The 15,587-nt window shown below is 41.1% G+C and carries 12 protein-coding genes and 1 tRNA gene; 7 read left to right on the forward strand and 6 right to left on the reverse strand.

Annotated features, from left to right (window positions below):
* Positions 1–27: 27 nt before the first annotated feature.
* The 5 genes from RB604_RS12565 to RB604_RS12585 all read right to left on the reverse strand — a co-directional run bounded on the left by RB604_RS12565 (position 28) and on the right by RB604_RS12585 (position 4,612).
* Positions 28–609, reverse strand: a complete 582-nt coding sequence (locus RB604_RS12565) for an indolepyruvate oxidoreductase subunit beta (RefSeq protein ID WP_055294930.1) — start codon at positions 607–609, stop codon at positions 28–30.
* A gap of 3 nt (positions 610–612) precedes the next feature.
* Complete coding sequence (locus tag RB604_RS12570; RefSeq protein ID WP_005923509.1) at positions 613–2,205, reverse strand: thiamine pyrophosphate-dependent enzyme; 1,593 nt, start codon at positions 2,203–2,205, stop codon at positions 613–615.
* 81 nt (positions 2,206–2,286) lie between these two features.
* Positions 2,287–3,324 (reverse strand): endolytic transglycosylase MltG, encoded by a 1,038-nt coding sequence (gene mltG / locus RB604_RS12575; protein ID WP_055294932.1) that lies wholly within the window; start codon positions 3,322–3,324, stop codon positions 2,287–2,289.
* A 158-nt stretch (positions 3,325–3,482) separates the two neighbouring features.
* The gene (locus RB604_RS12580) at positions 3,483–4,364 is read right to left on the reverse strand and encodes a DNA/RNA non-specific endonuclease (RefSeq protein WP_005923503.1); all 882 of its coding nucleotides are present in this window, start codon (positions 4,362–4,364) and stop codon (positions 3,483–3,485) included.
* A 175-nt stretch (positions 4,365–4,539) separates the two neighbouring features.
* Positions 4,540–4,612, reverse strand: a tRNA-Thr gene (locus RB604_RS12585).
* A gap of 756 nt (positions 4,613–5,368) precedes the next feature.
* Here RB604_RS12585 and RB604_RS12590 point away from each other — a divergent pair.
* Both RB604_RS12590 and RB604_RS12595 read left to right on the forward strand, forming a co-directional pair.
* Entirely contained in the window at positions 5,369–5,893 is a 525-nt protein-coding gene (locus RB604_RS12590) for a UpxY family transcription antiterminator (protein WP_055295061.1), read from the forward strand.
* A 7-nt stretch (positions 5,894–5,900) separates the two neighbouring features.
* Positions 5,901–6,365, forward strand: a complete 465-nt coding sequence (locus RB604_RS12595; protein WP_005923493.1) for a WbuC family cupin fold metalloprotein — start codon at positions 5,901–5,903, stop codon at positions 6,363–6,365.
* Here RB604_RS12595 and RB604_RS12600 read toward each other — a convergent pair.
* Entirely contained in the window at positions 6,362–7,567 is a 1,206-nt protein-coding gene (locus RB604_RS12600; protein ID WP_025819702.1) for an ROK family transcriptional regulator, read from the reverse strand. The two genes, RB604_RS12595 and RB604_RS12600, sit on opposite strands and share 4 nt — an antisense overlap.
* 251 nt (positions 7,568–7,818) lie before the next feature.
* Between RB604_RS12600 and RB604_RS12605 the strand changes: the two genes are divergently transcribed.
* From RB604_RS12605 to RB604_RS12625, 5 genes are all read left to right on the forward strand, one after another.
* A complete protein-coding gene (locus tag RB604_RS12605; protein ID WP_005923487.1) occupies positions 7,819–8,736 on the forward strand; it encodes a dihydrodipicolinate synthase family protein in 918 nt (305 codons plus the stop codon).
* A 12-nt stretch (positions 8,737–8,748) separates the two neighbouring features.
* Complete coding sequence (locus RB604_RS12610; RefSeq protein ID WP_005923484.1) at positions 8,749–9,927, forward strand: AGE family epimerase/isomerase; 1,179 nt, start codon at positions 8,749–8,751, stop codon at positions 9,925–9,927.
* Positions 9,928–10,549: 622 nt separating this feature from the next.
* Entirely contained in the window at positions 10,550–11,785 is a 1,236-nt protein-coding gene (locus RB604_RS12615) for an MFS transporter (protein WP_005923478.1), read from the forward strand.
* A 123-nt stretch (positions 11,786–11,908) separates the two neighbouring features.
* Positions 11,909–13,543: a sialidase family protein gene (locus tag RB604_RS12620; RefSeq protein WP_122282049.1), complete on the forward strand. Its 1,635-nt coding sequence runs from the start codon at positions 11,909–11,911 to the stop codon at positions 13,541–13,543.
* Complete coding sequence (locus RB604_RS12625; protein ID WP_055294934.1) at positions 13,540–15,546, forward strand: family 20 glycosylhydrolase; 2,007 nt, start codon at positions 13,540–13,542, stop codon at positions 15,544–15,546. The genes RB604_RS12620 and RB604_RS12625 overlap by 4 nt, the downstream gene beginning before the upstream one ends.
* The last annotated feature ends 41 nt before the right edge of the window (positions 15,547–15,587 follow it).

A 15,587-nucleotide genomic window follows, 5' to 3' on the forward strand; every position in this document is an offset into this window, starting at 1 on the left:
ATTGACATATCGGCAGGATACACATGATTACATTAATTTTTCTGCTATGTCTTTTCCGGCTGCCAACGCTTTGAGGTTCATTTCTACAATAGCATCCCCTTTGCGCTGGAATATTTCACGGATGCTATCCTGTATCTTTGTGTAATCTATTCCTAAGAATGGGATAGTGGCTCCTAATAGAACAATATTGGCGACACGTGCCGATCCTACTTCTTTAGCTACTTTGTCCACATTCAAGACCACTTTATGAGGCAGTTTGTTAATCTCTTCCAGTACTTTTTCTTCTGCCGGATAATTTGGAATATTGATAAACGGTGTTTCGTTGGTCACCAGCCATCCTTCCGGGCTGAGATAGGGAAGATACCGTAATCCTTCCATGGGTTCTAAGGATATGATCAGGTCACATTTCCCCGATGGTATCAAGTCTGAAGCGATAGGTTGGTCACTGATGCGCAGGTTAGACTGTACGTCTCCACCACGTTGACTCATCCCGTGTACTTCTGCCTGTTTCATATAAAGTCCGTCTTTCAAGGCTGCTTTGCCGATGACTGTGGCGATTGACAGGATACCTTGCCCGCCTACTCCTGATAGTATAATATCTTTTTTCATGGCTTATTTACTTCTTTTTTTACGTGCTAATGTTTGTATACATTCCCTGCGGGGGATAATAACGGATACACCGTGATAATCAAGTTCTTCACGTATGATCCGTTTCATTTCATCGTAGTTCTTCTTTAAGGGAACTACTACACGGATATGTGCAGGATCTACTCCGAGTCCGGTACAGATTGCTTCGATACGTCCTGTACCGGCAGAATCTTGGCCACCTGTCATAGCTGTTGTTTCATTGTCGGAAATAACAATGGTAACATCTGAATTTTCATTAACACAGTCCAGCAATCCGGTCATTCCGGAGTGGGTAAAAGTCGAATCGCCTATAACGGCTACGGCGGGATATAATCCTCCATCGGCAGCACCTTTTGCCATCGTAATGGATGCCCCCATATCGACACAGGAGTTTATGGCATTGAACGGCGCATTGGCTCCCAATGTATAACATCCGATGTCACTGAATACTTTATGAGTAGGATATTCTTCTTTTAGTACTTGAGTCAGAGTGGTATACATATCGCGATGGCCGCAACCTTCGCATAGGGCGGGCGGGCGCATCTCTACAATACCCGGAACTTTGAATTCGGATTTGTTTTCTTTTCCTACGGCACGTGCTACGGAATCCGGATTTAATTCTCCGTCTTGTGAAAGTGTACCGTCAAGACGTCCTTTCACTTTCAATCCGATACCCAAATACCCTTTCAATTGTTTTTCTACAAACGGTTGCCCGTCTTCCAAAACAAGAATTTCATCACAAGTCTCCACTAATTGCATTAATTGCTTTTTGGGTAGCGGATATTGCCCTATTTTCAATACCGGATATTCGCAGCCTTCCGGATAGTTTTCCATTAGATAGTTGTATCCGATGCCACAGGCTACGATACCTGTCTTTTTGTTCGGACCGTCGGTATATTTGTTATAGGGAGATTCTTCGGATGCTTTGATAAATTCGTCCTGGCGTGATAATAATGCTTTATAGCGTTTGCGTGCATTACCCGGTAAAAGAATAAATTGACGCGGATCTTCTCCAAAAGATATTTCATTCTGCGGCTTTTGGGCTTTTCGTTCTACTCCGGAACGGGAATGCGCCAGGCGGGTAACCATACGCATCAATAATGGTTCGCCGATCTTTTCGGAAAATTCGAATCCGTTGTAAACCATGTCATAAGCTTCTTGCTGATTGCTCGGCTCATACATCGGAATCAATGAAAAATCACCATAAAAACGACTGTCTTGCTCGTTTTGAGAGGAGTGCATGCTGGGATCATCAGCTGCAACGACGATAAGTCCGCCTTTTACACCGGTGATTGCTGAATTGATAAAACAGTCGGCGGCTACATTCATGCCTACATGTTTCATGCAAACCAGTGCCCGCTTACCTACGAATGACATTCCCAAGGCAGCCTCCATTGCTGTCTTTTCGTTGGCGGCCCAACGGCTGTGTATGTTCCGTTCACTCGTGACGGGGGATGATTGGATATATTCCGTTATCTCAGTTGAAGGGGTGCCCGGATAGGCATAAACGCCTGAAAGCCCAGCATCCAATGCAGATTGTGCAATGGCTTCATCGCCAAGTAAGAGTTGCTTGCTCATATATCTTTTTAATTAGTGTTAGTCACAGTTCTATTATTTATTTGGGCAAAGATACATTTTTAAGATCATTTTATTACAGGATTACTTAAAAATCTTTCTTTCGTTCAATGCTTTCCAATATTTTCTGGCATTAGCCATATGGTCGGTATAATTGGATGCAAAATTGTGGGTACCCGAAAAATCTTCTTTTGCACACATATAAATATAATTGTGTTTTGCATAATTAAGAACGCTATCTATGCCTTTAGTGGAAGGAATGCGGATCGGTCCCGGAGGAAGTCCGGTATTTATATAAGTATTGTATGGAGATTCAACCCGTAGGTTCTCGTTGGTGATTCTTCTTAATCCGAAGTCTTGCAATGCAAATTTGATCGTAGGATCTGCTTGAAGCGGCATGCCTCTTTGCAACCGGTTGATGTATAATCCTGCCACCATAGGTTTTTCCCCATTATTATTTGTCTCTTCTTCTACGATGGATGCCAGCGTGCACACTTCTTCCGGAGTCATTCCTATAGCTTGTGCTTTGGCAAGACGTTCGTCATTCCAGAATCTTTTATGTTCCTTTTGCATACGCTCGAAGAAGCTGTCGGCACTCATATCCCAATATACTTGGTAAGTTTCGGGAATAAACATGCATGCCATTGTTTCTTTGTCATATCCCATTTTTTGCTGAAAAGTGGAATCGAATAGTAAAGTTGCAATTTCGATAGAATCTATCATTAATTGTTTGGCTACGTTATGTGCCAGCCTGTCGAGCGTTCTTACACTGCCGATTGTCAGGTTGACCGGCTCTTGATAACCACGGGATATCCGGCTGTAAACATGGTATACATTCTCTCCGGGACGAATGGCATAGCGGCCGGTGTGGATGGTTTTTTCTAATTCACGATATTTTGCCATCCAGCGGAATCCGGTAAGGTTACCGGGATGTCCTTTTGCTTTCACCTTATTATATATGGAGTCTGCCGTGTCGTCACGGTCTACGTACACATAAACTGTTTTAGCGGGATGAAATTGCGGATACAGGAGGTAGTAATAAAAAGTACCGATTCCTGCTATGCAGACTATAAAGAAGATAGCCGTTAGGCTGATAAGGATTTTTTTCTTTTTCTTGTCCATAAAAAGACGTTCACATTATAAAAACTCATCAAAGGTAATAAGAATTCGACTAAATAGGCGACTTGGTGGAGACTGTTTTTTGAGTGTTTAGCTATTATTTGCTTTTGAATGCCGATGATGTTATTGGTATAAATGCGTTTTAGGGTTATTGCCCGGATTTAAAGTCCCCACTGGTCGCAATTCACTTGTGATTCTATTTTGTTTTCCAAATCATCAGGCAGAGGGGCAAAGAAATCCATTCCCGTCAGTGTTTCAATACTGTCCACTGATACTGCGTAAGTGGCGAGTGGGGATACGGAACGTCCGTTTTTGAATAGAAATCCAATGGTTTTAGGTGATGTGGTAAAAGGTGATAAAATTACTTTGAAGAACTTTTGTGGAACTGTTACCTTGTTTTTTCCTATTTTCTGTGGCGTTTTTTCTATAATAGGTCCGCAAATTATAATAATAGCACTGTCGGTAATGGCCCAATCACGTATTTTTTCTTCCAGGTCTTTCCATTTGCGTCTGTTCAGTTCCGGGTGTTGCGGGCACATATTGCTAAAGTAAAATGATTCTTTCATTGCCGTATTGCTCCATTTCATATCGGCTGCGGGCGCCATGTGTCCTTTGTCATATCCTGAGCGTGCGTAATCAGCATTGGTAGCAATGATACCTTTTACCGAAGGGTCGGTAATGAAACGGTCGGTTCTTTTAGCATTGCCTTGTGTCTCTTGGCGTGTCAGTTCATATGCGACCCAGTTAGGCAGGCGGAGATTTTCATTATATGATACGCTATATCCGGTATGGTGGATGATTTGTTCTTTTCTGGGAATAATCATTCGCGGTATCGTAAGCTCTTCGGCTGTCGGTATCGGCTGTCGAATGGATGTAGCAGGAATTTTGACTGTCTTGTCCGGAAAAGAGGGGAGCGTTTCGGATTGTTGAAAATAAAGGTATAAACCATAAAAAACAGGTATTAAAACTAGGATAGTAATAATACATCCTATTTGGGAATATTTTTGGGCTTTTTTCTTTTTTTGATTCCTTTTTCGGCTCATGACATGGCTAAAACTGATTGTGATGCGTTTTTTACTAAAACAGGATTAACTTGAAAAAACTACCGGTATCGCAATTAGTACGCTTGTTCAGATAACGATTATAGGTGTTTTTTTTGAATACATTATTCTATTTAAGCAAAAAGCACCGATTAAAATAATCAGTGCTTAATGAAAGAGCCGCTAGCCAGACTTGAACTGGCGACCTACGCGTTACGAATGCGTTGCTCTACCAACTGAGCTATAGCGGCATTGTCCGTTTACGGCATGCAAAATTACAGCTTTATTCGAATAATCAAAAAGAAATCTTCTTTTTTTTGATTATTATTTTCTTTGGTTTCTGTCTTTCAGTTAGTTGGCATTCTCTTATTAAAAAAAGAATAGTAGCATGGGATTTCTCTGGAGATAAATAAGCAGTTATGGAATGGAATTTGTAAAGCTATAGCATTGAAAAAATGGATGTGGATAGAGAATATATTGAAGAAACTATTTGTCATATTTGAAATGAGAGCGTTTATAAAAGGCAAGATGATTGGTGATTTTTATTATAAGGTAATAGCCTTGGCAAAATGATATGTTTTTAATATATATTTGATTTTTCGAATCTTAATCTTGCTGCATATCCTATAAAAACGGCTTTTGTATGCGAAAGTTACTAAGTTGTCAGGGGACTTATAACTGGCTTTTGATACAAATTCTAAAACTTAGTAATAAAATAAATGTATATTATGAAAATAATATATTACCTTTGTGACCAGTTTATAAAAGACTCAAAAAGATTAATCTGAATATCTTATGCGTAGATTTATTGTTTATGATATATATAGTCAGACAGTTCAGCTATTGCAAATAAGCAAAGTGCGGACTGATGATTGTGTAAGTGACAGTATGATAAATGGTGATACTTTGGAAGCCGGATTTATTAGGTAATATCTTGATTCTTATTTATTTTTGGCGGATATTGGTTGGATAAGATGGATGCTTTTTGTGAAAGACTTATTAAAGGGATGGAAACAACAAACAGGAAAATAGAAGAAAAAACATCTTGTTGGTATGCTGTGTATACAGCAGTAAAGGCTGAGAAGAGTGTAAAAGAACAGCTTGATAAAGCAGGTATTGAGAGCTATTTACCACTTCAGTCTATAGTTCGTTCATGGAATAATCGTAAGAGGAAGGTGATGGTTCCGGTTATTCCGGGATGCGTCTTTGTACGTTTGCCGATGGACGAAGTTACCAGAATTAAAAGTATGAAAGGGATTTCTTTTCTTCTTCGGGAAGAGGGGCGATATGTTTCTATTCCGGAAGATCAGATGGAAACTTTCCGCAGTATGGTAGAAAATACAGATGAACTTGTTGAATTTACAGAAGAATTGGCATCTGGTGTGATGGTTCAAGTTGTTCATGGACAGCTCAAAGGTGTGAAAGGAGAACTGGTCGATTATCAGGGAAAAGACAAACTGATGCTTCGTATTGTAGGGTTAGGTTCCGCTTTGGTTGTAGTTACCGCTGATTCTGTTGAAAAAATGAAATGAGGATTCTATGAAATTAATTACCGATTCTTTACTGAATAATGTATCCGGGCAGGCAAAAGAGAATCCGCGCCTGCGCATGAATTACAATTTTCATGAGTCAATGGATGCACCGATTCATCGTATGCTGAATGCACTTGAGCCGGATACGTATTTGCCGCCCCATCGTCATAAGAACCCGGATAAAGAAGAGATTTATATCGTTCTTCGAGGTAGTTTGCTTGCTATTCTGTTTGATGAAGAAGGTAATGTTACGGATAAAGTGAATTTGAATCCGGATAAGGGCATGTATGGTATAGAAATTCCGCCTTGCATATGGCATTGTATTATAGTGCTTGAGCCCAATACGGTGATATATGAAATAAAGCAGGGGCCTTATGCTCCATTGATCCCTGAAAATCTGGCTCCTTGGGCGCCTGATGTTGCCGATAAGGAGGGAATCAAGGCTTTTATGAAGCGGATGTCCGAGATTTAATCTTCGAACATTCTGCTTCGTGCAAGCATGCAGGCTCCTACAATTCCCGCTTTGTCTTTCAGTTTGGAAGTGAGGATAGCCGAATCTTTGTTTACTAAGTTGAGGGAGTATTTGCGGACGGCTGTTTTTATCGGTTGGGCGATATAGTCTCCTGTAAGCGATAAAGTGCCACCGATAATAACCAATTCCGGATTGAAGAGATTGATAAGCCCGGCAATTTGTTTCCCTAACTTCTGGCCGATCTCTTCCACTATTTCAATACAGAGGACGTCTTCTTTGTTGACGGATGCAATGATTTCGTCAAGAGTTATCGGATCTTCCGATGATATGCGGTTGGATAAGATTGAGTTTTCTCCGTTTTTGATACGTTCCAATAATATTCGGTGCAAGGCCGATCCCGATGCCTCTGTTTCAATGCATCCTTTTTTCCCACAGTGACAGATGATTTCATTTTCATAAGCGCTTACGTGCCCGAATTCACCGGAGAAACCTGATTTTCCGGTATATATTTTCCCATCGATGATGATGCCAATGCCCAATCCCCAACTGATATTGACGAATATGATATTTTTTTCTCCTTTTACGCAGCCCTGCATATACTCTCCGTAGGTCATGGCGCGGGTGTCATTGTCTATGGTTACTTTGTAGCCCAGTTTTTCTGTTAGTACATCTGCCAACGGGCGTTCTTCGAAATTGAATTGACTGAAACTATATCCGGATTCCGGATTGACCCGACCGGATACGTTCATATTGATATTTAATATTTTCTCTTTGTCGATACTAAGTGTTTTTATGAAACTCGATATGAGTTTGCATAATTCATTTAATCCTTCTTTTGAATTTTCAAAAGTGTAGGGGATATTCATTTTGAGCTCCATCATATCTCCTTTAAAGTTGATAAGTCCGATATTGATGGCGAATTTTTTAATATCCACTCCGATAAAATACCCGGATTCCGGATTAAGTCCGTATAAGTTTGGATGGCGCCCGCCGCTTGTCTCCAGTTTGCCGTAATCATTGATATACCCGTCTTCACACATCTCATCAATAAACTTGGTTACGGTGGGTACGCTCAAGTCCATTTCTTTTGAAAGGTCGGTGATCGTTGAGCTTCCATTATATATATAATGCGTAATAATTCTCTTCTTTACGAGAGCATTTTTGGAACCTATTTCTATTTCTTTGAGCAAATTATGTTTCATGTATGCCATATTAGTGGTTTATGATGAACAAATATACGGGTTATTTGAATATTTTGCTCTGTTTTTCCTTTTTAATTTATTAATATTCTTTGTTTATAGTCTAATAAGGGATTATATAATAAATCATTTTTGTTTATTTGCGAGTTGATAATAAGAAATTTTAAAAATAATCTTGTTGTTAATTAAGAAATATCTATATTTGTGGCATGAATGTTTAAATCACATGTTTGATAGAATAAAACTGTATACTTATGGAAAAGATTATCGGGTTGATAAATGCCCCTTTCACTCCTTTTTATGAAAATGGTGAGGTGAATTACGAACCGATTGCTGCCTATGCGGCGATGTTGGCAAAAAATGGTTTGAAAGGTGTCTTTATTAACGGTTCATCGGGTGAAGGCTATATGCTCACCGAAGAAGAGCGCATGAAGTTGGCGGAACGCTGGATCGAAGTATCTCCGGAAAATTTTAAAGTAATTGTTCATGTGGGTAGTACTTGCGTGAAGTCGAGTCGTCGCTTGGCAGAGCATGCACAAAAGATCGGAGCATGGGGTATTGGTGCGATGGCTCCTCCTTTCCCTAAGGTAGGTCGTGTAGAAGAACTGGTGAAATACTGTGAAGAGATTGCTTGCGGTGCTCCCGAGCTTCCTTTCTATTTTTATCATATTCCTGCTTTTAACGGGGCATTTCTGTCTATGGTAGCTTTTCTTGAAGCGGTAGACGGGCGTATTCCTAATTTTGCAGGCATCAAATACACCTATGAGAGCTTGTATGAGTACAATCAATGCCGTCTTTATAAGGATGGAAAGTTTGATATGTTGCATGGGCAGGATGAGACTATTCTTCCTTGTCTGGCAATGGGAGGCGCTCAGGGAGGAATAGGTGGTACCACTAACTACAACGGTTGTAATCTGGTAGGTATTATCGATGCCTGGAATGCCGGTGATTTGGAGAAAGCGCGTCAACTTCAGAATTTCTCTCAGGAAGTGATCAATGTGATCTGTCATTATAGAGGTAATATTGTAGGCGGTAAACGCATTATGAAACTGATCGGCTTGGATTTGGGCAAGAATCGTACACCTTTCCAGAATATGACCGACGAGGAAGAGGCTCGTATGAAAGCAGAATTGGAAGCTATTCACTTTTTTGATCGTTGTAATAAGTTTTAATCCGTTTATGTTATGAATGTAACCGAATATCTACAAAAATGGTCAGTCTCTTACCGGGACGACATGTTGGGAAATATAATGCCTTTTTGGTTGAAGCATGGGTTGGATCTTCGGAACGGAGGTGTTTATACCTGCTTGGATCGTGACGGTTCTTTGATAGATACTACCAAATCAGTTTGGTTTCAAGGGCGTTTTGCGTTCACATGCAGTTATGCTTATAATCATATTGAACAGAATCCGGAGTGGCTGGCTGCTGCAAAAAGTACGATTGACTTTATAGAGCAACATTGTTTTGATTCTGATGGGCGTATGTTTTTTGAAGTTACCGCATCGGGAGAGCCTTTGCGCAAACGTCGTTATGTCTTTTCTGAAACTTTTGCAGCTATTGCTATGGCAGAATATGCTATCGCTTCGGGTGAAAGGGAATATGCGGAAAAGGCTTTGAAACTGTTTAAAGATATACAGCGTTTTCTCAATACTCCCGGTGTATTGGAACCTAAGTATTGGAATACGGTGCAGTCGAAAGGCCATTCCATCGTTATGATTCTCATCAATACAGCTTCACGTATTCGTGCTGCTATCGCCGATCCGGCACTCGATAAGCAGATCGATGATTCGATTGCATTGTTACAGAAAGATTTTATGCATCCGGAATTCAATGCGTTATTGGAGACGGTTGGTTCCAACGGGGAATTCATCGATACGATTAATGGACGTATTATCAATCCGGGGCATTGTATTGAAACTTCTTGGTTTATTCTTGAAGAGGCTAAATATCGTAATTGGGATAAACAACTGACCGATATGGCGCTTACTATCCTCGACTGGTCGTGGGAGTGGGGATGGGATAAAGAATATGGTGGTATTATAAACTTCCGCGACTGTCGTAACCTGCCCCCACAGGATTATGCACATGACATGAAATTCTGGTGGCCACAGACCGAAGCGATCATTGCTTCTCTGTATGCTTATCAGGCTACGAAAGATGAAAAGTATCTTGCTATGCACCGGCAGGTCAGTGATTGGACATATGCCCATTTCCCTGATCATGAATTTGGAGAGTGGTACGGATACCTTCATCGCGATGGAACAGTCTCACAACCGGCAAAAGGTAATATCTTTAAAGGACCTTTCCACATCCCTCGGATGATGACAAAGGGGTATGAGCTTTGCCGGGAATTATTACCTTAAGAATATATAGTTTGAATAATTTGTGACAGTGGTTGAGAAGCGATTAAGTAGTAAGTAGTCAAGTAGTTAAGTAGTCAAGTAGTTAAGTAGTCAAGTAATTAAGTAGTCAAGTAGAAATGACTTGTCTGATGTGTTTTCTTTAACTACTTTCTACCTCATCATTCAACTACTTACTACTTGACTACTTGACTATTTAACTACTCAACTACTCAACTACTTAATAGCTCATGAATTATTCGGAATAGAGAGAGTACGGCTTGCCATAGGGGTTATAGCGTATCCCGATGGCACCCGTTTTAACATTGTTAATTAGAAATTTAAGGCCCTGAATTCTCCATTATAAGAGTATATATTTTTGATATTTAAAAGTATATATTTATATGTGGTTAAAGTATATACTTAATGTGCCGTTTAGTATATACTTTTGTAAATAGTAAGAATATTCCACGGAAACTGTTGTTTTTCAGTTGATTATTTTTTTTGAAGATGAAAGCGACAGGAATATTTATTTTCTTATCATTGATAATCGGAGAGAATATACTTGTTTTTATAGCAAGTAAATTATAACGAGCAAAAAAGCAGGAGGGCATACGCTATTATAATTGAAAACGAACAGGAAATCATGAAAAACTCAAAAATTTATCCTTGGATTGTAGTAGCTCTTCTTTGGGGAGTAGCATTACTCAATTATATGGATCGTCAGATGCTTTCGACTATGAAAGATGCTATGCAATTGGATATTGCAGAATTACAGTCAGCTACTAATTTCGGCCGTTTGATGGCTGTCTTTCTTTGGATATATGGATTTATGAGCCCTGTTGCCGGTATGATTGCTGACAGATTAAACCGGAAATGGCTGATTGTAGGAAGTCTTTTTGTTTGGTCTGCCGTTACTTTTGGTATGGGATATGCCGAAACGTTCACTCAAGTATATTGGTTACGCGCTTTGATGGGAGTGAGTGAAGCGCTTTATATTCCGGCCGGACTTTCTTTGATTGCAGATTGGCATCAGGATAAGTCGCGTTCGTTGGCAGTGGGAATTCATATGACCGGACTTTACACAGGTCAGGCTATTGGCGGATTTGGAGCTACCGTAGCAGCCGCTTATTCCTGGCATACGGCTTTTCACTGGTTTGGGATCATCGGTATTGTCTATGCTTTTATATTAGTTGTCTTTTTGCGCGAAAATAAGGAGCATATGGAGATAGAGCGTTTGCGTCGGGAGGAACCGAAGCAGAAGTCATCTGTTTTTAAAGGTTTGTCTTTGTTATTCAGTAATGTTGCATTCTGGGTGATATTATTTTATTTTGCTGCTCCCAGCCTTCCGGGATGGGCCACGAAAAACTGGTTGCCGACCCTGTTTGCCGAGAATCTGAATATCCCGATGTCGGAAGCAGGTCCGATGTCAACTATTACTATTGCTGTTTCTTCTTTTATCGGAGTGCTTCTCGGTGGAATCCTTTCGGACAGATGGGTATTAAAGAATATTCGTGGCCGGGTTTATACAGGAGCTATCGGCTTAGGACTTACTATCCCGGCATTGATGCTATTAGGGTTTGGACACAATACGGTAGGTATTGTGGGAGCCGGATTATTGTTTGGCATCGGTTTTGGAATCTTTGATGCGAATAATATGCCTATTCTTTGCCAGTTCGTATCGGCTAAATATCGTGCAACTGCTTATGGTATCATGAATATGACAGGGGTGTTTGCCGGGGCTGCCGTCACCAGTTTATTAGGGCGATGGACCGACGGTGGCGAATTAGGATTGGGTTTTGCCTGGCTGAGTGTAGTTGTTTTAATAGCATTGGCATTGCAACTCTACTTCCTGCGCCCTAAAACGGATAATATGCAGTGATGTGGATGATTTCTCCGGATTTCAATACCGGTATGGTTGGAAATAAAAAAGTGTGTAAACCGATATAAAATGAAAAATAGTATCTTTGTCCTCAATAACGTAAATATAATTTTAGTCAATACCATGAAAAAAACTCTGTTTTTACTTCCTTTCTTTTGTTTGTTATGTGCAGTGTCTACACTTTGTGCGGCCGATACCCTTTTTATCAAAGAAACACGTATTCCTATTTTGATAGAAAGGCAAGATAATGTTTTGTTTTATTTGCGTCTGGACGCAAAGGATAGTAAGGTGCTGGACAAGGTTGTGTTGAAATTTGATGAAGAAACCGTGCTTTCGGATATTCAATCTGTGAAGCTTTATTATGGAGGTACGGAAGCTTTACAGGATGTAGGTAAAAAGCGTTTTGCTCCCGTTGAATATATATCCAGCCATGCTCCGGGAAAAACATTGGCTGCCAATCCTTTTTATTCGATAAAAAAAGCCGAAGTGAATAATCCTAAAAATGAGATTGTACTGAAAGGTGAACAAAAACTGTTTCCGGGTATCAATTATTTCTGGATCAGTTTGCAAATGAAACCCGGAACTTCGCTTACTGCCAAAGTGAAGGCAAAGATAGCTTCGGCAACTTTAGATGGTAAAAATGCACTCTTAAATCTGGTTTCTCCTGAAAATATAGAGCATTATATGGGTGTAGGAGTGCGCCATGCCGGAGATGATCATTCGGCTGCATTTCGTATTCCGGGATTGGTAACGACTAATAAAGGCACTTTATTGGGAGTATATGACGTGCGTTATAATAGCAGCGTCGATTTACAAGAGCATGTGGATGTGGGGTTGAGCCGTAGTACGGATGGCGGAAAGACATGGGAAAAGATGCGTTTGCCATTGGCGTTTGGCGAACACGGAGGATTGCCGGCCGCACAAAATGGGGTAGGAGATCCTTCTATTCTGGTAGATACGAAAACAAATACCATCTGGATCGTTGCTGCATGGACACATGGAATGGGAAATCAACGTGCGTGGTGGAGTTCGCATCCGGGAATGGATATGAATCATACGGCACAATTGGTAATGACGAAAAGTACGGATGACGGAAAAACATGGTCGGCTCCGATCAATATCACAGAACAGGTGAAAGACCCTTCCTGGTACTTCTTATTGCAAGGGCCGGGGCGTGGGATTACGATGAGTGATGGTACGCTGGTTTTTCCTATTCAGTTTATCGATGCCGCCCGTATACCCAATGCCGGAATTATGTATAGCAAAGACCGTGGGGAGACATGGAAAATTCATAATTATGCCCGTATAAACACTACAGAGGCACAAGTGGCGGAGGTAGAACCCGGCGTACTGATGTTGAATATGCGTGATAACCGGGGAGGGAGCCGTGCGGTGGCTATTACAAAGGATTTAGGGAAAACATGGACAGAGCATGTCTCTTCGCGAAGTGCTTTGCGTGAACCGGTTTGCATGGCAAGTCTGATAAAGATAGATGCGAAAGAGAATGTACTGGGAAAAGACATTTTGTTGTTTTCCAACCCCAATACGATAAAGGGACGGAATCATATTACCATCAAGGCCAGTCTCGACGGTGGAGTGACCTGGCTGCCCGAACATCAGTTGTTGATAGATGAAGCCGAGGGATGGGGATACTCCTGCCTTACTTTGATTGATAAGGAAACGATTGGTATTCTGTATGAAAGTAGCGTAGCGCATATGACTTTTCAGCGAATAAAAATAGAAGACATAATCAAATGAAAAATAGAACCTGTTGTGCCATCTGTTTCCTATTGCTGTGCACATTTGCTACGGTTCGGGCAGGTAATATCCATTTTTTGCCCGAACCGCAACAGGTAAAGCTGACGAATGAAAAATTCAGTATAAAGAGAGTAAGGTTATCCGGTGATATTCTCATTTCTCAATTGAGACTGCTGGTGTCGGAATTAGGAGGCATGATAGATGGCAAATCCTCTTCCGTAATTGAGATCCGTTTAGTAGAAAAACTGGATGGAATAGCTTTGAATGAGAACGAGGCATATCGTTTGGTTGTGAGGAAGAATAAAATATCTATCGAAGCAACTACGGAACAGGGAGCATACTGGGGGTTACAGACTTTAAGACAGCTACATTGTAAAGGAACGGCTCTCATTCATGGAGGGGAGATTGTAGATTGGCCGGCTTTTCGCGTTCGTGGCTTCATGCAGGATGTAGGCAGGGGATATATTTCCGTAGAGGAATTGAAACGGGAAATAGATATTCTTTCCCGTTATAAAATCAATGTATTTCATTGGCATCTGACGGAGAACCAGGCATGGCGTCTTGAAAGCAAAATCTTTCCGGTGTTGAATGATAGTTGCAATATGACGCGTATGCCCGGCAAGTTTTATACATTGGAAGAAGTTAGGGATCTGGTGGAGTTTTGTAAACAAAGGCAGGTGATGCTTATTCCGGAGATTGATATGCCGGGGCATAGTGCGGCCTTTGTGCGGGCATTCAGACACGATATGCAGAGTGAAGCCGGTATGAAAATCCTGAAATTATTGGTGGATGAAATTTGTGAGACATTCGATGTGCCGTATTTGCACATCGGGACGGATGAAGTGGCATTTACCAATCCGCAGTTTGTGCCGGAAATGGTGGCCTATGTCCGTGCTAAAGGGAAAAAGGCGATTTCCTGGAATCCGGGCTGGCATTATAAGCCGGGGGAGATAGATATGACCCATTTATGGAGTTATAGAGGGAAGGCGCAGGAGGGTATTCCGGCCATTGATTCAAGATTCCATTATCTCAATCATTTTGATGTGTTTGCCGATATCATTGCTTTGTACAATAGCCGCATCTATAACCAGCCCTATGGCAGTGATGATATTGCCGGAAGTATTCTGTCTGTGTGGCAGGACAGATGGGTCGTACCGGAAGTGAATGTTATCAGAGAAAATTCCTTTTATCCCAATATGCTGGCTTTTGCCGAACGGTCTTGGAAAGGAGGCGGTTTTGAGTATTTCGATAAAAACGGGACGATTCTTCCGGGAGAGGATTCAGACGAATTCCGGAGTTTTGCCGATTTCGAGAGAAGAATGTTGTGGCACAAAGAGCATTGTTTCAAGGGGTATCCTTTTGCCTATGTGAAACAAACCAATGTGAAATGGAACATTACGGATGCATTTCCCAATGAAGGTGATTTGGAACGTACGTTTCCTCCCGAATCCGAGTTGAAAGAATCATATGTATACGAAGGACAGGAGTACAATGTGCGACAAGCCATTGGTGCCGGTATCTATCTGCGTCATGTGTGGGGAACTCTGATTCCTGCTTTCTATAAAGAACCTGAAGAAAATCATACGGCGTATGCATATACTTGGGTTTATTCTCCCAAAAGCCAGGAGGTTGGTTTGTGGGCAGAGTTTCAGAACTATGGACGTTCCGAGAAAGATCTGCCTCCTCCTGCCGGTAAGTGGGATTATAAAGGAAGTCGTATCTGGTTGAATGACACCGAGATACTTCCTCCTGTGTGGACAGCCAACCATACTGTGTTGGATAATGAGATACCCTTGGGGAATGAGAACTTCATGGCTCGTCCTCCCTTGAAGGTGCATTTGAATAAAGGATGGAACAAGGTATTGCTGAAACTTCCCGTAGGAGAATTTAAAACTCATCAGGTACGTCTGGTGAAATGGATGTTTACTACTGTTTTTGTCACGCTTGATGGTGAACGTGCTGTCGACGGGTTGGTTTATTCTCCTGAGAAGAAACTGAAATAAGAACGATTCCGGAAATTTCATAAGAAAAAGAGGATTATCTC

It is taken from the genome of Bacteroides salyersiae (assembly GCF_031172035.1).
Taxonomy (GTDB): domain Bacteria; phylum Bacteroidota; class Bacteroidia; order Bacteroidales; family Bacteroidaceae; genus Bacteroides; species Bacteroides salyersiae.